The 22,523-nt window shown below is 61.8% G+C and carries 17 protein-coding genes; 4 read left to right on the top strand and 13 right to left on the bottom strand.

The genetic code is table 11. From position 1 onward, the window contains the following. Positions 1–398 precede the first annotated feature (398 nt). Together F3H58_RS21285 and F3H58_RS21280 are read right to left on the bottom strand one after the other, a co-directional pair. The gene (locus tag F3H58_RS21285) at positions 399–1,751 is read right to left on the bottom strand and encodes a putative bifunctional diguanylate cyclase/phosphodiesterase (RefSeq protein ID WP_003521030.1); all 1,353 of its coding nucleotides are present in this window, start codon (positions 1,749–1,751) and stop codon (positions 399–401) included. Positions 1,752–1,837: 86 nt separating this feature from the next. Further along, complete coding sequence (locus F3H58_RS21280; RefSeq protein WP_188129014.1) at positions 1,838–3,457, bottom strand: response regulator; 1,620 nt, start codon at positions 3,455–3,457, stop codon at positions 1,838–1,840. Between the two features lie 409 nt (positions 3,458–3,866). Between F3H58_RS21280 and mutL the strand changes: the two genes are divergently transcribed. Continuing rightward, on the top strand, positions 3,867–5,699 hold the full coding sequence (gene mutL, locus F3H58_RS21275; protein WP_149743675.1) for a DNA mismatch repair endonuclease MutL: 1,833 nt from the start codon (positions 3,867–3,869) through the stop codon (positions 5,697–5,699). 148 nt (positions 5,700–5,847) lie between these two features. Next, entirely contained in the window at positions 5,848–6,069 is a 222-nt protein-coding gene (locus F3H58_RS21270; RefSeq protein ID WP_020809536.1) for a DUF2093 domain-containing protein, read from the top strand. Between the two features lie 202 nt (positions 6,070–6,271). Here the strand turns inward: F3H58_RS21270 and lpxK are convergent, their stop codons facing one another. The 6 genes from lpxK to F3H58_RS21240 all read right to left on the bottom strand — a co-directional run bounded on the left by lpxK (position 6,272) and on the right by F3H58_RS21240 (position 12,285). Continuing rightward, a complete protein-coding gene (gene lpxK / locus F3H58_RS21265; RefSeq protein ID WP_149743666.1) occupies positions 6,272–7,318 on the bottom strand; it encodes a tetraacyldisaccharide 4'-kinase in 1,047 nt (348 codons plus the stop codon). A gap of 149 nt (positions 7,319–7,467) precedes the next feature. After that, positions 7,468–8,205 carry an HAD family hydrolase gene (locus F3H58_RS21260; RefSeq protein WP_149743665.1) on the bottom strand — a complete coding sequence of 246 codons (738 nt, stop codon included), beginning with the start codon at positions 8,203–8,205 and terminating at the stop codon, positions 7,468–7,470. After that, on the bottom strand, positions 8,199–9,521 hold the full coding sequence (gene waaA, locus F3H58_RS21255) for a lipid IV(A) 3-deoxy-D-manno-octulosonic acid transferase (RefSeq protein ID WP_003521024.1): 1,323 nt from the start codon (positions 9,519–9,521) through the stop codon (positions 8,199–8,201). The genes F3H58_RS21260 and waaA overlap by 7 nt, the downstream gene beginning before the upstream one ends. Positions 9,522–9,737: 216 nt before the next feature. Beyond that, complete coding sequence (locus tag F3H58_RS21250) at positions 9,738–9,977, bottom strand: DUF4170 domain-containing protein (RefSeq protein WP_003494094.1); 240 nt, start codon at positions 9,975–9,977, stop codon at positions 9,738–9,740. 61 nt (positions 9,978–10,038) lie between these two features. Further along, positions 10,039–10,845, bottom strand: a complete 807-nt coding sequence (locus F3H58_RS21245; RefSeq protein WP_149743664.1) for a 3'(2'),5'-bisphosphate nucleotidase CysQ — start codon at positions 10,843–10,845, stop codon at positions 10,039–10,041. Positions 10,846–10,938: 93 nt separating this feature from the next. Beyond that, positions 10,939–12,285 (bottom strand): TldD/PmbA family protein, encoded by a 1,347-nt coding sequence (locus F3H58_RS21240; RefSeq protein ID WP_137452304.1) that lies wholly within the window; start codon positions 12,283–12,285, stop codon positions 10,939–10,941. 116 nt (positions 12,286–12,401) lie between these two features. Between F3H58_RS21240 and F3H58_RS21230 the strand changes: the two genes are divergently transcribed. Next, a complete protein-coding gene (locus F3H58_RS21230) occupies positions 12,402–14,231 on the top strand; it encodes a monovalent cation:proton antiporter-2 (CPA2) family protein (protein ID WP_080852599.1) in 1,830 nt (609 codons plus the stop codon). A gap of 201 nt (positions 14,232–14,432) precedes the next feature. Here the strand turns inward: F3H58_RS21230 and F3H58_RS21225 are convergent, their stop codons facing one another. From F3H58_RS21225 to F3H58_RS21215, 3 genes are all read right to left on the bottom strand, one after another. Beyond that, complete coding sequence (locus F3H58_RS21225) at positions 14,433–15,359, bottom strand: patatin-like phospholipase family protein (RefSeq protein ID WP_149743662.1); 927 nt, start codon at positions 15,357–15,359, stop codon at positions 14,433–14,435. Positions 15,360–15,547: 188 nt separating this feature from the next. Beyond that, entirely contained in the window at positions 15,548–16,105 is a 558-nt protein-coding gene (gene rsmD / locus F3H58_RS21220; protein ID WP_035259743.1) for a 16S rRNA (guanine(966)-N(2))-methyltransferase RsmD, read from the bottom strand. Beyond that, a complete protein-coding gene (locus F3H58_RS21215; RefSeq protein WP_149743661.1) occupies positions 16,086–18,026 on the bottom strand; it encodes a pseudouridine synthase in 1,941 nt (646 codons plus the stop codon). The genes rsmD and F3H58_RS21215 overlap by 20 nt, the downstream gene beginning before the upstream one ends. Positions 18,027–18,097: 71 nt before the next feature. Here F3H58_RS21215 and F3H58_RS21210 point away from each other — a divergent pair, with 71 nt between their 5' ends. Next, positions 18,098–18,556: a nucleoside deaminase gene (locus tag F3H58_RS21210; protein WP_149743660.1), complete on the top strand. Its 459-nt coding sequence runs from the start codon at positions 18,098–18,100 to the stop codon at positions 18,554–18,556. A gap of 50 nt (positions 18,557–18,606) precedes the next feature. Here F3H58_RS21210 and F3H58_RS21205 read toward each other — a convergent pair whose 3' ends face one another. Continuing rightward, the gene (locus tag F3H58_RS21205; RefSeq protein ID WP_162934031.1) at positions 18,607–19,251 is read right to left on the bottom strand and encodes a hypothetical protein; all 645 of its coding nucleotides are present in this window, start codon (positions 19,249–19,251) and stop codon (positions 18,607–18,609) included. A gap of 142 nt (positions 19,252–19,393) precedes the next feature. Beyond that, positions 19,394–22,297, bottom strand: a complete 2,904-nt coding sequence (ileS, locus tag F3H58_RS21200) for an isoleucine--tRNA ligase (protein ID WP_149743659.1) — start codon at positions 22,295–22,297, stop codon at positions 19,394–19,396. Positions 22,298–22,523: the final 226 nt, after the last annotated feature.

The raw sequence follows: 22,523 nt of genomic DNA, 5'->3' as shown, positions 1-22,523 counted from the left end.
TCGCCTCCAGAATGATCTGCGCCTCGCGTCCATCAAGGGTGGCAAGCCATTCATCGATGGCGGTGCCGGTATTGGCGATGCGGACGGCTTTTTGTGTCGCGGCATCGAAAAGATCCAGATGTGCCTTTGAGACGTCGCATCCGATGTAAACAGGGTGTACCATGGCAAGCCTCATCCTGTGCTACGAGGTCCGCGCTCACGGCCTCCATCAACTGTTCAGGTTGGGATCATCAAGAGCGGGCGGAGGTCCAAAAGCCAGCAGGCGGTCTCTAACGACCAGGATTCCGACGGCCTTCCGCCCGCACTCTACATAGCACAAATCCAATACACAGGATTCCTGTGACAAGCACAGGAATGAGGGCTGGTGAGCACGACCCCGCCCTATAGTCACCCGGTTTTCAGGAAATATCCGACAATATCTCGCGGTAATTCTCGTGCAGATAGCGCTGGGTCGCGGCGGCATCGGCGGGGCGGCCGTAGAAATAGCCCTGCCCCATGGCGCAGCCGAGTGCGCGCAGCTTTTCCTCTTCCGCCCGTTCTTCGATCCCTTCTGCCACGACTTCGAGATCGAGCCCTTCGCACATGGCGACGATGGCCTTGATGATATGTTCGGAAGGGCGGTCACTGCTGATGCGCGACACGAAAGCGCGGTCGATCTTCACCTTGTCGAAGGTGAAATCCCGCAGGCGGCCGAGGCTCGACTGGCCGGTGCCGAAATCATCCAGAGAAATGCGAACGCCGGCGCTCTGCAATTCGCTGATGATGCGCTGGGCGGTATCGGCGGAAGTCATCACAGCCGTTTCGGTGATTTCAAGCTCCAGCCGGTGCGGATCTAGGCCGACACGCGAGAGGATGGAGAGAATATTGTCCGCCGTGCTGGGGTCCATCAATTGCGCGGAAGAGAGGTTGAAGGACAGGAAAAGCTCGCGTGGCCAGAACAGGGCTGCCTCCGCTGCCTTTCGGAGCAGAGCTTCCGACAGCGCATCGATGAAACCGCGCTCTTCGGCCAGCGGTACGAAAACGGCGGGCGATACGAAACCGAGGTCCGGATCGTTCCAGCGGGCCAGCGCCTCGAAACCGATGACCTTCGCCTCTTCCAGCCTGACGATGGGCTGGAAATGCACGTCGATGGCATCGGTGATGATGGCGTTTCTAAGCGCCTGTTCCAGTTGCGTCGCCCGCTTCATTTCCTGCGCGATTTCGCGCGAATAGACCGTGATCTGGCCGCGGCCACGTCTCTTGGAGCGATAGAGCGCCGTCTCGGCGCTTTTCAGCAAATCCTCGAATTCATCGCCGGCGAAGGGGTAGATGGCAAAACCGAAGGAGGAGGACAGGCGCACGTTGCGGTCGCCGAGATCGTAAGGGGCCGAAAGCACGTCCTTGATCATGTTGCCGATGCGCTCGGCGCCCGTGCGCTCGAACACCAGCGGCAGCACGAAGGCGAATTCGTCGCCGTCATGGCGCGTCACGACCGCGCCATCGGGAATGCAGGCCTTCAGCCGGTGCGCGACCTGGCAGAGGATTTCATCGCCCGCCTGCACGCCGAACAGATCGTTGATGGGTTTGAAGCCGTCTATATTGGCGATGCCGACCGTGAAGGGCGCAGGATCGCTGGAGCGCTCGCTGGCAAGCATGCGAATCTTGTCCCGCAGACGGTAGCGGTTGCCGAGGCCCGTCAGCGGGTCGCTGTAGGCCATCGCCTGCAGCTCGTTCTGGCTGACCTGCAACGTTTGCGGCTCTGCCCGTTTCATTCCTGCATCTCGTGAATCCCGTGTCGACCGCGCTCACAATGCAGGGCAAGTATTAAAAAAGCCATAGCCTCCTGACAAAGGCTACGTCATGCCTGCAGCCGCAGGACATCCTTGCCGAAAAGCCGCAGGAAAACCGCCTCGACCATATCCGGGCTGACGGGCTTCAGCAGCATGTCATCCATGCCGGACGCGCGGCATTTATCGAGATCGCCCTCGAAAGCGTGGGTGATGACGCCGACGATGGGAATGTGCTTTTCGCCGCAAAGGCTGCGCATGCGGCGCGCGACCTCGAAGCCGTCGATATCGCCCAGCGTCGTGTCGAGCAGGACGGCGGAAGGCGGCTGTTCGGCAAAGAGACGCAGGGCTTCCTCGCCCGAGGTGGCGAGCCGCCAGGAAAGCCCGAGACCCTCGAGTATCTGCGAAAAGACGATCTGGTTGACCCTGTTATCCTCGACGAGAAGTATATCGCAGACGCCGCCGGTCTTGAGGATTTCCGGAAGATCCTCCGTCATGATCTCCCAGTCCTCGTCGGCGGTTTTTTCCTTTGGGGATGATTGCAGCCCGGCCGCAAGATAATGCAGCAACGAAGCGTCTATCTCCTCTTCCTCGATGGTGACGACGGGCAGATCATGCGCGGCGGCAATATCGAGGCAGGCGACGCTCATCTGGGCGTCGACAACGACCACATCGATGCTCACACCGGCGGAGGCCGCGACGTCGATGAAGGCACGCTGCTCGTCCTCGCTCGTCACCGCCGCATGGTCCATGCCGCCCGCCGTCAGCAGGCGACCGGCCGCTTCCGCAAAGCGTCCGTTTTCAGAGACGATCAGCACCGCCTTGCTCTTTAAAACCCCGCCGCGCTTGTCCGTTTCTTCATCCCTGCCGTAAGTGGAGGCGACGAAAGGGACATGTTCGAGCGAGGGGATGACGGGCATGCCGTTGGCATCGATGGTGGCGAGAGCGGTCACGTCCTCCATCGTCGTCACCAGGAAATATCGGCCGGGCCTGCCCACACGCTGTTTGCGGGTGATGGTCAGCACCTCTTCGCCATTCAGCCGCCGCACCCTTTCGGGGATGACGCTCGGCGTGCCGCTATCCAGCACCATGCGATCGGCAATATCGATCCGTCCGGCGACCTTGCGCGAGTGCAGATCGAAAACGGTGCGGCCGAGAATGCTCTCGGGGCTGGTTTCGACCAAGGCGCAGGCGGATTTGTTGACGGCGGCATAGGCCATGTTCCGGTCCTTGACGAAGACGGGAAACGGCAGATTGTCGAGAATATCCTCGATGAGCTGCACGCGCTCGAGGTCGATGCGCCATTGCTCTTCACGCTTCTTCTGTTCGGAAATATCGGCAACCACGCTGATGCCGAGGCCGGACGGCAGGCGGTTCATGACGAAGCGCAGGAAGCGCTCTCCCTTCAGCCGCTCGGTTTTTTCCGATCTTTCCTTCCAGTGCAGCGCCAGCCGCTCGCCGATCCATTCCTCCCGGCCGAGCGGGCGGGCATTGGTGGAGAGGCTTTCCGCCTCCAGCAGATAACAATCGTAAAGCGCGCTCAGATAGTCGCGCAGCCGTGCGCCCGGGCCAACGACGGCCTCTTCCAGCGGAAAAAAGCTCAAGAGTTTCCGGCTTGCGAAAATAATGTGATCGTTCCGGTCGTAAACGACGATCGCCGCGCCAAGCGCGTCGCAAAGGGCATCAAGCATCACCGTATGAACGCCCGCGCCAGAGGACGCCAAATCACTCAACTGCAAACTCCCGCCTGTTTTTCAGGGGTCAGGCTTATGTTTCTAGTGGAATCGTCCGGGGCTAATGCCGGGATGAAACGAAAAATTCCGAAAAAGAGACATCAGGGTTTGCAACTTGAAGCAGTCTTGAGGGGAAGATGACGCTCACCCATAGTCGACGTCACACACCGCCCGGCGAAGGCGGCCCCGTTCCTGCGGTCATTTCAAGCCGCCTCACCATAATCAAGGCCGATTAAAGGCGGATTAACGCTTAACGCCAAGTTGACGGATATGATCGAATGCCGGACAGGCCGCAAAACATGTGCAAATTTCCGCAGTTCGAGTTTTTTGCTTTCGAAGCCACGGCGAATCCGCGAAAATGACGATCATGGCCATCAAGCAGCTTTCAGAAACCCTCATCAACCAGATCGCCGCCGGCGAGGTCATCGAAAGACCCTCCAGCGCCACGAAGGAACTGGTGGAAAACGCCATCGACGCCGGCGCGACCCGGATCGAGATCGCTACGGCGGGCGGCGGCAAGGGGCTGGTGCGGATCACCGACAACGGCTGTGGCATGTCGCCGGCCGATCTGGAGCTTGCGGTCAGGCGTCACTGCACCTCGAAGATTTCCGATACGCTTGATGATATCCGCACGCTCGGGTTTCGCGGCGAGGCGCTGCCCTCCATCGGCTCCGTCGCCAAGCTGACAATCACCAGCCGCCAACAGGGCGCGGAACAGGGTTCGGTGATTTCCGTTACCGGCGGCAAGGTGTCCGATGTGCGGCCCGCCGCCTCGAATGCCGGCACCATCGTCGAGGTGCGCGACCTGTTCTTCGCCACGCCGGCGCGGTTAAAATTCCTGAAGACGGAACGGGCGGAGGCGGCGGCCATCACCGAGGTCGTCAAACGGATGGCAATCGCCTTTCCGCACATCCGTTTCGTACTCTCCGGCACCGACCGCTCGACGCTCGAAATCCCTTCGACCGGCGACGATCATCTTGCCCGCATGGCGCAAATCCTCGGTGCCGAGTTCAAGGACAACGCCATCGAGATCGATGCCGGGCGCGAGGATGTGACGCTCACCGGTTTTGCCGGTGTGCCGACCTTCAATCGCGGGAACTCGGCGCATCAATATGTCTTCGTCAATGGCCGCCCGGTGCAGGACAAGCTGCTTTTATCCGCCATTCGCGGCGCCTATGCCGAAACCGTGCCGCATGGGCGATATCCGGTCGCGGTGCTGTCCATCACGCTCGACCCCGCCTTTGTGGACGTGAACGTGCACCCGGCGAAATCCGACGTGCGTTTTCGCGATCCCGGCCTCATTCGCGGGCTTATCGTCGGCGCGATCCGGCAGGCGCTGACCCGTGACGGCGACAGGGCCGCAACGACGGGTGCGAACCAGATGATGAACGCCTTCCGCCCCGGCTACAGCCCGTCCGGCCTCCGGCCGTCGCCTTCCATGGCTGCCCCCGCGCCATGGTCCGCGGCCACGTCCCCGTCGCGGCCGCTCGCCGTTTCCGGGAACATGCAATTTGCCGAAGCGGTGCAATCGCGCTTTTCCGATATCACCATGCCGACGGCGCGGGCCGAACCGCGCGAGGCTTACGAGGCCTCCCCTAACTCTTCACCAGAGCCGGTGGTGTATCCGCTTGGAGCGGCACGGGCGCAGCTGCACGAGAACTACATCATCGCGCAGACGGAAAACGGCCTCGTCATCGTCGATCAGCATGCCGCACATGAGCGGCTGGTGTTCGAACAGATGCGCAATGCGCTGCATTCCAGGCGGCCGCCTTCGCAGGTGCTGCTCATTCCTGAAATCGTCGACCTACCGGAAGAGGATTGCGACCGGCTGATGGATCATGCCGCCGGTTTCGATGCGCTGGGGCTCGTCATCGAGCGTTTCGGGCCGGGCGCCGTCGCCGTTCGCGAAACACCGGCCATGCTCGGCGAGGTCAATGTGCAGGGGCTGGTGCGCCAGCTTGCCGACGAGATCGCCGAATGGGACGCCGCCTCCACGCTTGCCAACAAGCTGGAATATGTCGCAGCCACCATGGCCTGCCACGGCTCCGTGCGCTCCGGCCGGCGCATGCGGCCGGAGGAGATGAACGCGCTTCTGCGGCAGATGGAAAACACGCCGGGTTCCGGCCAGTGCAATCACGGCCGTCCGACCTATATCGAACTGAAACTTTCCGATATAGAACGGCTCTTCGGCCGTAGCTGACGCTTCATACACGCACGAATGGTGGGGCTGGCCTTGCGCCGCGCCGCGCTATATAAATTTAAGATACTGGAGCACCCAATTGTTCAGGAAAACGCTGCGCCGTTTCGGACTGGGTGCCCTGACGGGACAGAGCAGGAGACGAAAACGGATGAACAGATTTGAAGGAGGCGGCAACCGCCTCGCCGTCATCGAATATCTCGACGGTGACTTCCGCATCGTCCAGACCGGCTCGCACGTCATCTGCGCCATCACCGGCAAAAGCATTCCGCTCGATGAGCTGCGCTACTGGAGCGTGGCGCGGCAGGAGGCCTATGTGGATGCGGCGGCTTCGCTGGAAGCCGAAAAGAAGGCTGGCAATTTGCCGGCGTGAGTTGGGAAGCGGCGCGTTGACGCGTTTCCATCTTAAGCGGCTTTCTCAGGAGCAGTTGCAGAGGCGGCTGACACCGTCACTCGACGTCATCCCCGGCCTTGTGCCGAGGATCTGCTGATGTCTCATAAATCGATAGGTTGCAGATACTCGGGACAGGCCCGAGCATGACGGAGGAGAGGTTTCCGGACCTTGCCGACAACCTCTAAACCGACGTCCGCGCATTGTCCCGCAGCAGACGCGCACGGCAGTTCCTCACCGCCGTATCGATGATCGTCGCGGCCGCGTTGGGGTCGTCGAACACCATGTCGATTTCGATCACCAGGCTGTTCCACAGCAATTCTTCCGCCCGGCCGTGGTGCCCGTTAAGCCGCACCGCGTCCTTGGCCGTCGTCACCAGTTGCAGGTTCTCTTTATCGGCGTCCTGCAGAAGATCGGCGATCTCGTCGTCGCTGAAATGGTGATGATCCGGGAAAGAGCGCTGCAGCACGATGTCGCCGCCGAGCGCCTCGACGGTTCGATAGAACTTGGCCGGGTCGGCGATGCCCGCATAGGCCAGCACGCGCCTTCCCCTGAAATCCTGCGGCTCCTGCGGCGTGATCGCCGCCACGAAGACGGGTTTGGCGGCCTTTGCCGCCTGCCGGACCAGGGCATCGGCGGCATGGCCATTGCCGACCTTCAGGAGCCCGGTCATGTGCCGCATCTGCTCGGCAAGCGGCGCTCTTACCGGGCCGCCCGGCACGAGATGGCCGTTGCCGATGCCGCGCATCGTATCGATGACGACAAGCGCATAATCCAGTATCAGGCGCGCGCTCTGGAAACCGTCATCCATGATGATGAGATCGACGCCTTCCTTCACCAGCCGGTGTGCGCCTTCCACGCGCTTGCGGGAAATGACCGTGACCGCCTCTCGCGCCAGGAGCAGCGGCTCATCGCCGACATCGGCCGAGCGGTGCTGTCCGGGATCGACAAGCGTGGTGACATCGAGCGTGCCGCCGTAGCCGCGGCTGAGAAATCCGGGTTTCAGGCCCTTTGCGGCGGCGGCTCTCGCAATTGCCATCGCCGTCGGTGTCTTGCCGGCGCCACCCACGGTGAAGTTGCCGATGCAGATGACCGGAACGGCAATGCTTGCCCTCTTCGCCGTTCGCATCCGCCGGCCGGCGATCTTGCCGTAAAGAAGCGAGAAAGGAGACAGGAGCCACGCCTGCCAGCCCGCTTTCTGCCACCAGAACGGCGGCGCTTCAGAAACCATCTATTCCCGCTCCCGGCCGCGTCGCCCACGGCATTCCGTTCGCCCGTCACATGTCAGGAGGTTGTTTGCCAGAAAAAACCGTAAATTGCAAAAATGGAATAAACGGGTTTGATGGGGCCGCACCCGGCCCGGCGGAAATTCCACCGGGTTCAGAGAGCCCGTTCCGGCAACAGCGCTTCAAGCGCCGTGATGTCATCGAAACAAAAATCGGCATCCACGCCGAGGCTTTCGCGCGAGCCTGTTCCGGTCAAAACGGCGATACGCAAACCGGCACCGGCATTCTTCGCCATATGCAGATCGTGATTATTGTCGCCGACCACCGCCACACGCTCCGGCGGAAAGCCTATCGCCTCGCAGAAACCGAGAACCATGCCGGGCTGCGGCTTGGTGCCGTAACCGCTGTCATATCCCGCGACAAAATCGACGTCGTTTTCGAAACCGAAGCGGATGGCCGTCTGGCGGATGGAGTTTTCATTGTCGCTGGAGGCGATGCCGAGCTTGTAGCCGCGTGCCTTCAGCCTTGCGAAAAACGCCTTGAGATCGGTCACTGGCACCGATTTATCCGCCGCCTCGGTGAACAACCGGTCGAGGCGCGCCGTCAGTTCTCCGACATCGCAGGGCGAGCCGGCGGCAACCAGACCGGCGGCGATTTCCGCGGTGTTGCCGGCGGCCAGAAGGCTGTCCGGCACCACATGACCGGTAACAGGGTCCATGCCGCAGGCGGAAAGAAGCCGGTCGGCAAGAACGGGATCGCCCTTGGCGGCTATCGCCGCAAGCTCGCGGTTGACCGGACCCCAGCTGGCGTCATAACCGAGAAGCGTTCCGTCCTTGTCGAAAAGGACTGCGGCGATCGATTGGGCCGCGTTGAGTTCGATATCCGCTACCATGAACCGATGGCGCTCCGCGGTTGCAGCTTGGCGGAAACGGTGAGCGGATTGATATAGGGCTCCAGCGCCTTGACGGTGGAGGACAGCGCGCCGCGCATATCCTGAATGACCCGGTTGCCGGCATCGATCATCTTGTAACGCTCATTGTCGTTGACCAGCAGATAATGCACCGCCTTGGCCAGCATCTCCACATCGCGGATGATGCGACCGCCGCCGGCGCGGATCAGTTTCTGATAGGCCTCGCGGAAATTCTGCACATGCGCGCCAGACAGGACGGCGCAGCCGAGCATGGCCGGCTCCAGCGGGTTCTGCCCGCCCTCGGCAGTCAGGGAACGGCCGACGAAGGCAAGCTCGGTCAGGCGCAGATAAAGCCCCATTTCGCCGATGGAATCGCCGAGGAAAATATCGGTTTCCGGGGTGATGACGTCATTGCGGCTGCGGCGGGCGACCGAAAGATTCATGCCCTTCAGCATCGCCTCGACATCGTCGCCACGCTCGGGATGGCGCGGCACGATGATGGTCAGTTGCCCATTGCGCGACTTGATCGCCGCATGCACGGTGGCGGCGGCCTTCTCTTCGCCGTCGAAAGTGGAGATGGCGGCCCATGTCTTGCGATTGCCGACCTGCTTGCGATAGCTCTCCAGCAGCGCCTCGTCGCAGGGCGGTGGGTCGGTGTCGCCCTTGAGGTTGCCAGAAATCACCACCGGCCAGGAGCCGAGATCGCGGAAACGTTCGGCATCGAGATCGGACTGCGCAACCACCAGCGCCAGCTTGGAAAACAGCGATTCAGCAATGTCATGCCGGGCTTTCCAGCGGTCGAAGGAACGGTCGGAGAGGCGCGCATTGACCCGTATCTGCGGAATGTGCCGGCGCTCCAGTTCCATCATCGTCACCGGCCATATTTCCGATTCAGCGGTGATGGCGGCATCCGGCGCCCAGTAGGTCAGGAAACGGTTGACCGCGATCTTGATATCGAGCGGCACATATTGGTGGATCACATCGTCGCCCAGCCGCGTGCGGGTCAGTTCGGCCGACGTGACGGTTCCGGTGGTCAAAAGCACGAATATATCGCGCTTGCGGATTTCGCGGATCAGCGGAATAAGCGCCAGCGTTTCGCCCACGCTTGCGGCATGGAACCAGACCAGCGGCCCGCGCGGGCGCTCGGCGCTGGCATAACCGAAACGCTCAAGCCGACGGCGCTTGTCTTCCTTGCCCTTCGCCGCCCGATAGGAAAGATAGGGCTTCGCGAACGGGTAAGCGGCGATACCGGCAATGCGGTAACCGGAAAGAGCGAAACGTGCGATACGGCTGCTCATGACATTCTGCCCTTGATCATTCCGCGCAATGCCCTTCCCCTGTTTTTGGTTGTTATCGCCGCCTACTTCTTCTCAAATTGCGTCATTTTTTGTCATCGGAAACGAAAGCGCGATCACATTTTCTCGCCGCGGTATTCCCGGCCTGCGCCGCTCGCGCAGGAATCACGGGAAAACTCGCTTTCACCCAATAGTATTACAACGCAAGGGCAAAAGGACTCAAATTTTGTCGTCCGGATTGAGAAGACGGTGCATATGCACGATAAAATAACGCATATGGGCGTTATCGACGGTCATCTGCGCCTTGGACTTCCATGCGGTGAGCGCGGAAGCATAGTCCGGATAGATACCGACGATATCGAGCGCGTTCAAATCCCGGAACTGAACATCCTGAAGGTTTTCCAGTTCGCCGCCGAATACGAGGTGCAGCAGCTGTTTCTGTTTGCCAGATTCCGTCATGTCTTTGTCTCTTTCTTAAACTCTGAGAGAGGCCCTCATCTGCGGGATTTCCCGGCAAACGTCAACTGTCAGACAGATGTGAAAACGCTTTCAAAAGTGCAGGCAGCGCATAATCTGCTGCAGCGCACAATGCGGGGTGGTTCACCTGCCGGCGATTATACATCAGAGGTTTTCCATCCAGCCCGACCAGCCGGCCACCGGCCTTCTCCAGAATGAGGTCGGCAGCGGCGAGATCCCACTCGTGCGAGTTGGCCTTGACCAGCGTTCCGTCGATGCGGCCATCCGCCACCATGGCCAGCCGGTAGGCGAGCGAGGGCACGTGCGGAATGCGCTTGACGCCACCCCGCACCTCTTCCGGCAGATGCGTGATCACGTCTTCGGGCGCCGCCAGATGGAAGATGCCGGCATTTTCACGCGCGGCAAAAACGGGCGCCCCGTTTTTCAGCGCTTCGCCGCCTTCAAATGCGGTGAATTCCTCGGCAAGCGCCGGGGCGACAAGGGCCGCGACCACCGGCCGGCCCTCATGCACCACCGCGACGCTGACGCACCAGGTATCCCGCCCGCCAATGAAGGCGCGGGTGCCATCGATGGGGTCGACAACGAAGACGGTGGAGCGGGAAAGCCTGTCCGTATCGTCATCCGTCTCTTCGGAGAGCCAACCGTATTCCGGCCGGGCGGAGCGCAGGATGGTTTCGAGAATTTCATTGGCGGCGTAGTCGGCCGCGCTGACCGGCGAAAGCCCGCCATTCTTCCACCAGACCTCGGGATCCTTGCGGAAGAAACCGAGGGCCGTCTCGCCCGCCTTGCGGGCGGCTTCAAGCACCAGCCTCAGATCGGAGGCCCAGCGGGCCTCAGCCATATCGTTCATTTTGCCGTCTTTTCCGCGCGCCTCACACGGCGCGCCCGTTTTTCTTTTCGCACTTGCACACAAAGTGCTGGCGAAAACAACCCGCGGGCCGTCTCACTTGCCCGCGATCGTCATGCCTTCAATGGCGAGCGTCGGGGCCGCGACGCCGTATTTACGATCGATATCGTTGGCCGGCGTAACCCGCATGAACATGTCCTTCAGGTTCGAGGCGATGGTGACCTCGGAAACCGCGAAGGTCTTTTCGCCATTCTCGATCCAGAAGCCGCTCGCCCCGCAGCTATATTCACCCGTGATCATATTGGCGCCGTGGCCGATCAGCTCGGTGACGTAAAAGCCGGTTCCGACCTGTCTCAGCAGGTCATCCGGCGAGAGGTCGCCCGGCTCGAGCGCCAGATTGGTGGAGGCCGGCGAAACCGCCGTGCCGCCGCGCACGCCGCGACCGTTGGTTTCAAGGCCGAGTTCCCGTGCCGCCGAGGTGGACAGGAACCAGTGCTTCAAAACACCGTCCTCGATCATCGTCATCTTCTCGCCGCGCACGCCCTCGCCATCGAAGGGACGGGAGGACGGGCCGCGCACGATCTGCGGATCGTCGGTGAGATAAAGGCCCTTTTTCAGAACCTGCTGGCCCATCTTGTCGCGCAGGAAGCTGGTCTTGCGGGCAACCGACGCGCCGTTGATGGCGCCGGCAATCGCACCGACGAAACCGCGGGCGATGCGCGGATCGAAAACCACGGTGATGTTGCTGCCGGTATCGACCTGGCGCGGGCCGACGCGGCGCACGACTTTTTCACCGGCGCGCCGGCCAATTTCTTCGGCGGCATCGAGATCGGCATAATAAAGGCGGCTGTCGAAATCGTAGTCGCGCTCCATCTTCGTGCCTTCGCCGGCAATGACGCTGACGGAGCGGCTGAAACGGCTGCCCATATAGCTGCCGGAAAAACCGTGGGATGTGGCAAGCACGAGGCCGCCCATGCCGCTCGATGCGCCGGCGCCTGAGGAATTGCTGACGCCCTTGACGCCGAGTGCTGCCTCTTCCGAAGCAAGGGCTGCCTCACGCAGCTGATCGGCCGACACTTCCGTCGCGTCGAAAAGCTCTAGATCGTCATAGGAAGTAGCCAGCCGTTCCTTGTCCGCAAGGCAGGCAAAGGGGTCTTCCGGCGAGACCTTCGCCATGGCCACGGCCCGTTCCGCCAAGGTCTTCAGGTCGAAGCCCGGATTGGCCGAAACGCTCGCCACCCGGCGGCCAACGAAGACGCGCAGGGAAAAATCGTCGCTTTCGGAGGATTCGGTGCTTTCCACCTTGCCGAGCCGCACGCCGACCGATTGCGAGCGGGAGCGGACGACAACGGCATCCGCTTCATCCGCACCGGCGGCGCGGGCAAGATCGACAAGTTGGCTGGCGCGATCGAGAAGTTTGGAAGAATCTATTTCTGAGGACATGAGTTGGCCTTTCATTCCTGTTCCATTTATTGTGCCGAGAACCCCGCATCAAGGGCGAAACGCCGCTTTCTCCATTCGGACGGTATTGTCGCCACCCTATTCGAAAGTCCGCCCGCATGACCGAGCACGACGCTCTCTTTTCCGAACCCCTGCTGCTTCTGGCCGGCGCGGTCATCGCGGCCTCGGTTTTCCGCAAGCTGGGGCTCGGCACCGTGCTCGGTTATCTTGTGGCGGGCATCATCATCGGGCCGTTCCTGCATCTGGTCACGGATGCGAAGGACATCTTCAACGTCTCGGAACTCGGCGTCGTTTTCCTGCTCTTCATCATCGGGCTGGAACTGAAGCCATCGCGCATCTGGCAGATGCGGCGCGATATTTTAGGGCTCGGGATGGCGCAGGTGCTGGTGACGGGCAGCGTGCTGGCGGCGATTGCCTGGTGGGCAGGGCTGATCGACTGGCGCGGCAGCCTTGTCGCCGGTTTCGGCCTTGCACTTTCCTCCACCGCCTTTGCGCTGCAAATCCTTGCCGATGACGGCGACATGAATACGCGGCACGGCAACCGGTCGTTTTCGATCCTGCTGTTTCAGGACCTCGCCATCGTGCCGCTTCTTGCCCTCGTCACCATTCTTTCCAACCGGCCGGATGTGCCGACGGATTCCATGGTGTCCGATCTCATCGCCTCCGTCGTTGCCGTGGCGGGCATGGTGCTCGCCGGGCGGTATCTTCTGACGCCGATGTTCCAGATCATCGCCCGCACCGGTGCGAGGGAGGTGATGATTGCCGCTGCCCTCTTCGTCGTCATCGGCGCCGCCGCCATCATGGAGGCGGTGGGCTTGTCGATGGGCATGGGGGCACTGCTGGCGGGGCTGATGCTGTCGGAATCCTCCTACCGGCACGAGCTGGAAGCCGATATCGAGCCGTTTCGCGGCCTGTTTCTGGCGCTGTTCTTCATGGCGGTCGGCATGTCGCTGCATATCCATATCGTCTATGAGCATATTTTGCTCATCCTGATCGCCGTGCCGGCGATGATGGCGGTGAAGGCGGCGCTGATTTATGGCCTTTGCCGCATCGCCGGCTCGTCGCGTTATGCATCGAGCCGCATCGCGCTGCTTCTGGCGCAGGGCGGCGAATTCGGCTTCGTGCTCTTCACCACCGCTGCCGCCTCCGGGCTGTTTCCGCAGGCGACGGCCTCGATCCTCGTTGCCGTCGTCACGCTTTCCATGGCGCTGACGCCGCTTCTGGCGGTGATTTCACGCCGGCTGACGGCGGAGGATGCGGAAGAGGACAAGCTGGAAGAGGATTTTGACGGGGCGGGCGCGGATGTGCTGATGATCGGCTTTTCCCGCTTCGGCCAGATCGCCTCGCAGATCCTTCTCGCCGGCGGGCGCGACGTGACCGTCATCGACAGCTCCGCCGACCGCGTGCGGCAGGCCGCCCGTTTCGGCTTCCGCATCTTTTTCGGCGATGGCACCCGCAAGGACGTGCTGATCGCGGCCGGCATCGAGCGGGCCGATCTCGTTGCGGTCTGCACCCACAAGAAGGAAGTGACCGACCGTATCATCGACATGATCCAGTCGGAATTTCCGAGCGTGCGCATCTATGCCCGCTCCTATGACCGCGTGCATTCCCTCGACCTCAGGAAAAAGGGCGTGGAATATGAAATCCGCGAGACGCTGGAATCGGGCCTGCTGTTCGGCAGGCGCATTCTGGAGGGGCTGGATATGGATGGCGAAAGGGCGCTGGCGATTGCCGACGACATTCGCGAGCGCGACGAGGAGCGGCTTCAGCTACAGGCCGTGGAAGGCCTCGCCGCCGGCCGGCAGATGCTGCACAACAAGCCGGTGCGCGAGGTGAAGCCCGAACCGCTGATGAAGCCGAAGACCAAGGCGGAAAAGTGGGAAGAAGAAGAGGATGCGGAGGACAGCGAGACGGAAGTTTCGCTGTAGTTCAAGGAAGTGGCTGGGAAAGTACCACTTGTTTCTTCTCCCCGCCGGGGAGAAGTCCGCGGCAGCGGGATGAGGGGGCAAGGGTGCGGTCTATCGCTGGCGTTGCCCCCTCATCCGACCCTTCGGGCCACCTTCTCCCCCTTGGGGAGAAGAAAAGGGCGGTACCCACGCTTTCCCGGCGAATATTCAAGGATGTAACGCTCAGGCCTCGACACCCTGCCCGCGATGAAACAGCTCCACCTGCAAGTCGATCTGCCGCTTCAGATCGTCCTTGATGCCGGCCGATGCGTTCAGCACCTCTTCGGACTTCAGGAAATCCAGCACACCGAAACGGTGCACGGGCGGACGCAGGAAAATATGCGGCGGGCGTAGCCTCAGTTTCAGGGCAATCGCCGCCTGCATCATCAGCTGGCTGGCGCCGAACAGGCTGTCCAGCCGGTTCGGCATGGTGGTTCCATCACCTTCCGGGCCACCGACGACATCGACGCCGATGACGATATCGGCATGATCGAGCAGATGCTCATAGGGCACCGGATTAAAAATGCCGCCGTCGATCATGATGCGGCCATCGATACGCACCGGCATGAACAATGCCGGAATGGCGGCAGATGCGGCCAGCGCCTGGATGATCTCGCCGCGTTCCACCACCACCTCGGTCTGGGCGTAATAATCCGTGGTTATCACTTTGAGCGGAATGGCAAGCTCGGAAAAATCCTTCGGCAGAGCCTGCGGCATCAGGGCGTGCAGGATGAGTTCGAGGTTGAACTGCCCGAGGCGAAAACCGTCCACCGCATGGCGCATCGATGCCGGGCCGAGGCTCCAGAGCCGGTTGGCGACCGAGCCTTTTCGTCCCATCAGTTCAAGTGTGTATTCACGGATTTCCCGGCCGGTCATGCCGGCCGCCATGCCCGCGCCGATGATGGAGCCGATGGACGAACCGGAAATCGCCACGGGCCGGATGCCGAGTTCGTCCAGCGCCTCGATGACGTTGATGTGGCAGATGCCGCGTGCGCCGCCGCCGCCGAGCGCCAGTCCGAAGGTCGGCTCATGGCCGCCCGCACCGTCACCTTCGAGAACCTCTTCCCCGGCGCGGACGATCGTTATGCTCTCGTTTACACCCTGCTCCATGCGAATACCCAAATTCTTTCCACGGCAAAGACTCTGCCTATTGCGCAAACAAGACAAGACCGTGGCGTGACGGGAAGGTGTTTCTGTTAGAGCGTTCTCGCTTTTCTTCGAATCGCGAAAACACTCTAACTCTTTGTTATGTCGCATTTCCGGACGGAAAACCGGGCTCCGCTTTTCCTGGAAATGCTTTAGGGCTCGTAACGGTAGAAATGCATTTTCGTATCGCCGAAGATGCGGCTTTCGAGCGGTTTGAAAACCGGATCGACCTTGACCGTCACATCGCCGCGCTCTTCTAGGATGGCGAGCGCGCCGGGGTTCAGCCAGCCGCCGCCATGGGCGGCCGCGAAAGCCTTCTCGCCATGGCCATAGCCATAGGGCGGATCGGCGAAGAGAAGATCGAAGGGTTCGATATTGTTGACGCCGCCGAGCTTGGTGGCGTCACGCCGCAGGATACGGGCGCGGCCATGCAGACCCAGCGCATCGATATTTTCCCAGAGCAGCCCCCTGCCCTCCACGCCGTTTTCGACGAAGAGCGCCACGCGACAGCCGCGCGAAAGCGCCTCCAGACCGACCGCACCGGTTCCGGCAAAGACATCCAGAACGCGCGTGCCATCCAGACTTTCCGGATAGGCATGGCTCAGAATATTGAAGAGGCTTTCCCGCGTCCTGTCGATGGTCGGACGAATGGAATTCGATTTCGGCGCGGCCAGACTCCGGCCGCGGAACTCACCGCCTACGATCCGCATTACGTGTCATTCCCCTGCCTCCAGAAGGTTTGCCACCCGGGCCTTTGCCGCCCGGCTTGCCGTCGCCGGGACCACCGGGGCCTTTGCTCTTGCCTGAGAAACCCGAACGTTCGCCACGCTCGCCCGACTTTCCGAAAGATGGCTTGCCGAATCCGGATTTACCGGCCGGCTTGCCGCCACGGGGCTTGTCGCCCGCCGGGCGCTCGCCGCGTGGGCGGTCACCGTCTTCACGGGGTCTGTCGCGGAACGGACGGTCACTGAAAGGTTTTTCACCGCGAGCGGTGCGATCACCAAAACTCTTTTCGCCACGTGGACGGTCGCTGCGCGGGCGGTCACCCTCTTCGCGCGGCTTGTCACGGAACGGCCGGTCGCCAAAAGGTTTGCCGCCGCGTGCCGGGCGGTCACCGAAGCTCTTTTCACCGCGCGGACGGTCGCCTTCTTCACGCGGCTTGTCGCGGAATGGCCGGTCGCCGAACGGCTTTCCGCCGCGCCCACCACGATCGCCAAAGCTCTTTTCGCCACGCGGACGGTCGCCGCGTCCGCGACCACCTTCTTCTTCGCGGGGGGAATCCGAACGGATCCACTCGCCCTCGGCATCCGCATGCCGCACGACGTTGCGCCGCGCTTCGTCCTGGGCGGAAGGCTTCTTGAAGAGGTTTTCGGCTTCCGCGCGGGCGGAAGACTTGCGCTCCTTACCGTCACGGGTGGGCCTTGCACCGGGCGCCATCCAGACATTGGCCGTGCGGCTGGTGCCGGCGGCCTGGCGTGGGCGGCGGTCGTCGCCTTCATCCTCGCTGCGGCCCTTGGCGCCAAATTTCCCGGCGGGCTTGGAGCCGAACTTGCCGGCCGGCTTGTCGCCGCGCTTGGCGTCGAGACGGCCGAGCGCCTTTTCACGACGATCCTCGGACTTGCCACTCTTTTCGAAGCGCGGCTTGCCTTCCGGCGCATCGCTCTTTGCCCATTCGGATTTCACGGGCCGCTTCGGCGCGTCGTCTTCTTCATCCTCAACGGGCGCATTGTAGATCGGCGCGTCGAAATTGGCGCCGGCCTGTTCGATCAGACGCGGGCCGAGCTGGTCGCGCAGCATACGGCCGCGCACTTCCAGCACCTTGCCTTCAGCGAGATCGCCAAGCTGGAACGGGCCGTAGGAAACGCGGATCAGCCGGTTGACCTCGAGACCGAGCGCGCCGAGCACGTTCTTGATTTCGCGGTTCTTGCCTTCACGCAGGCCCATGCTGATCCAGACATTGTGGCCCTGGGTCCGGTCGAGCGTGGCGTCGATTGCGCCGTAGAGCACGCCGTCGACGGCAATGCCTTCCTTCAGCTTGTCGAGTGCGGCCTGATCGACCTCGCCATGGGCGCGCACGCGGTAGCGGCGCAGCCAGCCGGTGGTCGGCAGTTCCAGCACGCGGGAAAGTCCGCCATCGTTGGTGAGCAGCAGCAGGCCTTCGGTATTGATATCGAGACGGCCGATGGACAGAACGCGCGGCAGTTCACCGGGCAGATTGTCGAAAACGGTCGGACGGCCTTCCGGGTCGGAATTGGTCGTCACCAGACCGGCGGGCTTGTGGTAAAGCCACAGGCGCGTGCGCTCGGCGCCGCGAATCGGCATGCCGTCGACTTCGATCTTGTCGGAGAGCGTGGCGTTCACCACCGGCGTATCCAGCTTGACGCCGTTCAGCGACACGCGGCCTTCCATGATCATGCGCTCGACATCGCGGCGCGAGGCCACACCGGCGCGCGCCATGATCTTGGAAATGCGCTCGGGCTTGGAAGCGCCAACGGTTTCCGGCACCGGGGCGGCCTTTGCCTCGGTCGGTTTCTTTTCGCGCTCTGCGGCGGGCTTGCCGGGGCCTTTCGGCTTCCTGTCGCGGCTAAATGTCTTGCCGCCGTCACGCTTCGGCTTGTCTTTAAAAGTCATTTGCTGTTTGCCTGTTGTTTGGGCTGTCCTATCAGGTCCAAGCACAAGGGTTAAGAGGAAATTGAAACGCAATGGCCGAAAGGACGCATTTCATGGAGCTGGCGCTTGTCGAAGCCCGTGCCGCGGCTAAGCGGCAGGAGGTTCCGATCGGCGCGGTACTGGTTATGGACGGCCGCGTCATCGCCCGTTCCGGCAATCGCACCCGTGAATTGAACGATGTGACGGCTCACGCCGAAATCGCCGTGATCCGCATGGCCTGCGAAGCGCTGGAGCAGGAACGCCTGCCTGGCGCCGATCTCTACGTGACACTGGAGCCCTGCACCATGTGCGCGGCGGCAATTTCATTTGCCCGTATCCGCCGGCTCTATTACGGCGCGCGAGACCCGAAGGGCGGCGCAGTGGAGAGTGGCGTGCGTTTCTTCAGCCAGCCGACATGCCACCATGCGCCGGATGTCTATTCGGGACTGGCGGAAAGCGAAAGTGCGGAAATCCTGCGGCAATTTTTTCGCGAGAAACGCCTCGACGATTGAGCGACCGGCGGGAGATGCAAGCTTTCCCGCAGGCCATCAGCCATTCGTTATTACTGGAAGGGGTTCCACCAGCTCTTGCCGGTATTTGCCACGGCCGCTTCTTTCTTGCGGCGCTTTTCCTTCTTCAGCTCCGGTTCGCCGAGATCGGTCAGCTGATCCTGCGGAACGCTGCGGTATTCAGCCGGCGGATCGGTGAGGAACCTGCGCTGGGCGTTGACGACGGAGCCGCCCTGGGCTTCGGCCTTGGCCTTGCGGAAGGCTTCCCATTTCTGGGTTTCGGTCATCTGGCCGGCGGTGCCGTTGCCCGCGAGCAGTGGCGAGCGATAATGCGGGTTGTTCTTGTTGGCATCCGCCTCTTCGCGCAGGCGTTCGCGGGTTTCTTCCGGCGATTCGACCCATTGCGGATTGTTCTCGCGGCTTGCCATGTTCTGCTGCGGCGTGGCCAACTGTTCGGCACGGGCCTGAGCAGGAACGACGAGGCCCGGACGGGGGCTGTATTTCAGGTTGCGCTTTTCCTGGTCATTGCCGGTGATCGAGGTCGCGTTGCCAAGATCGTCGACAAGCTGTTCCGCCGCCGTCTTGCCCGTGCCGTAGGTCGGGCTCGTGCACGCGCCAAGCAACACGCCTATCGTCGTGATGCCAATAACCGTGCGAAACATGCCCAAACCCTGCGCATTACCCTGCATCGTCTTCATTGAAACCCTTCCAGCCGTCCGTCCCACTTCGCCAGACATCGTCTTTCGGCAGGCGGCAGCCCCCATTGCCGTGCAAATCCGGCCATTTTCAGGCAGGTGTACCGGATGAAGAGGCAAAGCGCAATTCATCCGGTCATTTTCGTTACGAGAGTGCGGCAAGCTCACGCAGGGCCGCTGCATCGCGGGCAGAAACGTCAGGATAATCCGGGTCGGACCCGACATCGGTGGTGATGCGCCAGGAACGGGCGCATTTTGCGCCTTCCGCCAACTTCTGCTCGACCACGACCTTTGCCACTTCCGGCAGGCGGAAGCCATCGGCCGGGCCTTCATCGCCCACCACCGAGATGGCGGAGGTGATGCAGATCTCGGCGAAATCCTGCCCCTTCAGCGCCGCCAGAAGATCGGCGTCGGCAATGTGGACGACAGGGGCAGCTTCCAGTGAAGAGCCGATACGCTTTTCACGGCGTTCCACTTCAAGCGCGCCAGTGACGACCGTGCGGACCTTGCGGATCTTCTCCCACTTCGCTTCAAGCGCATCGTTTTTCCATTCCGCCGGGATTTCCGGGAACTGGACGAGATGCACCGATTCCGCATCCGGATAGCGCGACAGCCAAGCCTCTTCCGTCGTGAAGGGCAGCATGGGTGCCAACCACGAGACAAGGCAATCGAACAGCTTGGCGATGACCGACAGGGCCGCGCGGCGCTTCAGCGACGACGGCGCGTCGCAATACAGCGTGTCCTTGCGGACGTCGAAATAGAAGGCCGAAAGTTCGACATTGGCAAAGTCGATCAGCGCCCGGGTGATCTTCTTGAACTCGAAGCCGTCATAACCCTCGCGAACCACGCCATCGAGTTCGGACAGGCGGTGCAGCACCAGCTTTTCGAGTTCCGGCAGATCGTCATAGGCGATCTCCTCGCCCTTGTAATGGGCGAGCGTGCCGAGCATCCAGCGGATGGTGTTGCGCAGCTTGCGATAGGCATCGACATTGGTCTGGATGATGGCCTTGCCGAGGCGCTGGTCATCCCAATAATCCGTCGTCATGACCCACAGGCGCAGAATATCCGCACCGGCGTCCTTCATGACTTCCTGCGGCGAGACGACGTTGCCCTTGGACTTGGACATCTTCTCGCCCTTCTCATCCATGGTGAAACCATGGGTGACAACGGCGTTATAGGGCGCACGGCCGCGCGTCGCGCAGCTTTCGAGCAGCGACGAGTGGAACCAGCCGCGATGCTGGTCGGAACCTTCGAGATAGACATCCGCCGGCCACTTCATGTCCGGGCGGTCTTCCAGCGTGAAGGTGTGGGTGCAGCCGCTGTCGAACCAGACGTCGAGAATGTCCATGACCTGCTGCCACTTGGCATGGTCGTGGTCATTGCCAAGGAAGCGTTCCTTGGCGCCTTCGGCGAACCAGGCGTCCGCACCTTCGGCTTCGAAGGCCTCGAGGATGCGGGCGTTGACGGCCTCATCGATCAGGATTTCACCCTTCTCATCCGCGAAGACGGCGATCGGCACGCCCCAGCTGCGCTGGCGCGACAAGACCCAGTCCGGGCGGCCTTCGATCATGGCGCGCAGACGGTTCTGGCCGGAAGCCGGGACGAAACGCGTCTGGTCGATGGCGGAAAGCGAACGGGAGCGCAGCGTCGTGCCGTCGCCCAGTTCCTTGTCCATATAGACGAACCATTGCGGCGTGTTGCGGAAGATGACCGGCTTCTTGGAGCGCCAGCTATGCGGATAGCTGTGCTTCAGGCGGCCGCGGGCAAACAGGTTGTTTTCCGCGATCAACGCCTTGATGACGCGGTCATTGGCATCGCCCTTCTTGCCGTTATCGTCCATGACGCGGGCAGCACCGCCTTCGGCCGACGGGCCGAAACCGGGGGCGTCCTCGGTGTAGAAACCGTCGTCGCCGACCGTGAACGGGATCTTGGAGGAGATGCCGCGCGCTTCCAGATCGCGCGCCTGCGCCATCCACGCGTCAAAGTCTTCGCGACCATGGCCTGGAGCGGTATGCACAAAGCCGGTACCGGCATCGTCGGTGACGTGATCGCCATCGAGAACCGGAACAGCGAAGGTGTAACCAAGCGATGCCAGCGGATGGGCGCTGGTGACAGCCGCGAGCTCTTCCGCCTTCACGTCGCGCAGGCGTGTAAATTCGAGCTTTGCCTTGGCAAAGCATTCCGCTGCCAGCTTGTCTGCGAAGACGAGTTTTTCGCCCGACTGCGGCCCGAAATCATTCGCAGCCGCCGTGACCTCATAAAGGCCATAGGCGATGCGCGACGAAAACGAGATGGCGCGGTTGCCGGGGATCGTCCACGGCGTGGTCGTCCAGATGACGATGGAGGCGCCTTCAAGCGCAGCAGAACCTTCAACGACCGGGAACTTCACCCAGATCGTGTCGCTCTCGACGTCATGATATTCGACTTCCGCTTCCGCCAGCGCCGTGCGCTCCACGACCGACCACATGATCGGCTTGGAACCGCGGTAGAGCTGGCCGCTCTTGGCGATCTTCAGGAGTTCGCCGGCGATGCGGGCTTCGGCGTGGAAATTCATCGTGGTGTAGGGATTTTCGAAGTCGCCCTCGATGCCGAGACGCTTGAACTCTTCCGACTGGACCTTGATCCAGCCGGCCGCGAAGTCACGGCATTCCTTGCGGAATTCGTTGACCGGAACCTCGTCCTTGTTCTTGCCCCTGGCGCGATAGGCTTCCTCGATCTTCCATTCGATCGGCAGGCCGTGGCAATCCCAGCCCGGCACGTAATTGGCGTCGTAACCGCGCATCTGGAACGAGCGGGTGATGACGTCCTTGAGGATCTTGTTCAGCGCATGGCCGATATGGATATTGCCGTTGGCGTAGGGCGGGCCGTCATGCAGCACGAATTTTTCGCGGCCGGCGGCGGAGGCGCGCAGGCGCTTGTAAAGGCCCATTTCCTGCCAGCGCTTCACCGTTTCCGGTTCTTTTTGCGGCAGGCCGGCGCGCATCGGAAAATCCGTCTGCGGCAGATACAGGGTGGCGGAATAGTCGAGTTTTTCTGCGGTGTCGCTCATAATCGTACCGTTGTTGCGCGCCGTGTCGGTCGCGCCGTCTCAATTTCAAAGAGGGCAAATACGGAAAGCGCCATGACAAAAGTCATGACAAGCGCCAAAATCCCGGACCTTCCGGCTCGTCAGAGCGGGCGGAAGGCCGGGCCAATAATTCGGCCAATCTGAGTTTTGAACATCAACCGGTATTGGGACATGGCCGGTTGTTTATGCGGTTTTCCGGCAAAAAGGA

The sequence above is a fragment of the Rhizobium sp. NFACC06-2 genome (assembly GCF_900101425.1).
GTDB lineage: Bacteria > Pseudomonadota > Alphaproteobacteria > Rhizobiales > Rhizobiaceae > Agrobacterium > Agrobacterium leguminum.
This window is presented reverse-complemented; position numbering and strand designations above follow the sequence as displayed.

What these genes read in the sequence shown, in the direction of transcription:
- waaA (WP_003521024.1), bottom strand. Translation starts at nt 9,521, where the DNA reads ATGAGCAGCCGTATCGCACGTTTCGCTCTTTCCGGTTACCGCATTGCC.
- ileS (WP_149743659.1), bottom strand. Translation starts at nt 22,297, where the DNA reads ATGAGCGACACCGCAGAAAAACTCGACTATTCCGCCACCCTGTATCTG.
- F3H58_RS21270 (WP_020809536.1), top strand. Translation starts at nt 5,848, where the DNA reads ATGAACAGATTTGAAGGAGGCGGCAACCGCCTCGCCGTCATCGAATAT.
- F3H58_RS21215 (WP_149743661.1), bottom strand. Translation starts at nt 18,026, where the DNA reads ATGACTTTTAAAGACAAGCCGAAGCGTGACGGCGGCAAGACATTTAGC.
- F3H58_RS21280 (WP_188129014.1), bottom strand. Translation starts at nt 3,457, where the DNA reads ATGCTTGATGCCCTTTGCGACGCGCTTGGCGCGGCGATCGTCGTTTAC.
- F3H58_RS21260 (WP_149743665.1), bottom strand. Translation starts at nt 8,205, where the DNA reads ATGGTAGCGGATATCGAACTCAACGCGGCCCAATCGATCGCCGCAGTC.
- F3H58_RS21210 (WP_149743660.1), top strand. Translation starts at nt 18,098, where the DNA reads ATGGCCGAAAGGACGCATTTCATGGAGCTGGCGCTTGTCGAAGCCCGT.
- F3H58_RS21285 (WP_003521030.1), bottom strand. Translation starts at nt 1,751, where the DNA reads ATGAAACGGGCAGAGCCGCAAACGTTGCAGGTCAGCCAGAACGAGCTG.
- F3H58_RS21245 (WP_149743664.1), bottom strand. Translation starts at nt 10,845, where the DNA reads ATGAACGATATGGCTGAGGCCCGCTGGGCCTCCGATCTGAGGCTGGTG.
- lpxK (WP_149743666.1), bottom strand. Translation starts at nt 7,318, where the DNA reads ATGGTTTCTGAAGCGCCGCCGTTCTGGTGGCAGAAAGCGGGCTGGCAG.
- F3H58_RS21240 (WP_137452304.1), bottom strand. Translation starts at nt 12,285, where the DNA reads ATGTCCTCAGAAATAGATTCTTCCAAACTTCTCGATCGCGCCAGCCAA.
- mutL (WP_149743675.1), top strand. Translation starts at nt 3,867, where the DNA reads ATGGCCATCAAGCAGCTTTCAGAAACCCTCATCAACCAGATCGCCGCC.
- F3H58_RS21225 (WP_149743662.1), bottom strand. Translation starts at nt 15,359, where the DNA reads ATGGAGCAGGGTGTAAACGAGAGCATAACGATCGTCCGCGCCGGGGAA.
- rsmD (WP_035259743.1), bottom strand. Translation starts at nt 16,105, where the DNA reads ATGCGGATCGTAGGCGGTGAGTTCCGCGGCCGGAGTCTGGCCGCGCCG.
- F3H58_RS21250 (WP_003494094.1), bottom strand. Translation starts at nt 9,977, where the DNA reads ATGACGGAATCTGGCAAACAGAAACAGCTGCTGCACCTCGTATTCGGC.
- F3H58_RS21230 (WP_080852599.1), top strand. Translation starts at nt 12,402, where the DNA reads ATGACCGAGCACGACGCTCTCTTTTCCGAACCCCTGCTGCTTCTGGCC.
- F3H58_RS21205 (WP_162934031.1), bottom strand. Translation starts at nt 19,251, where the DNA reads ATGAAGACGATGCAGGGTAATGCGCAGGGTTTGGGCATGTTTCGCACG.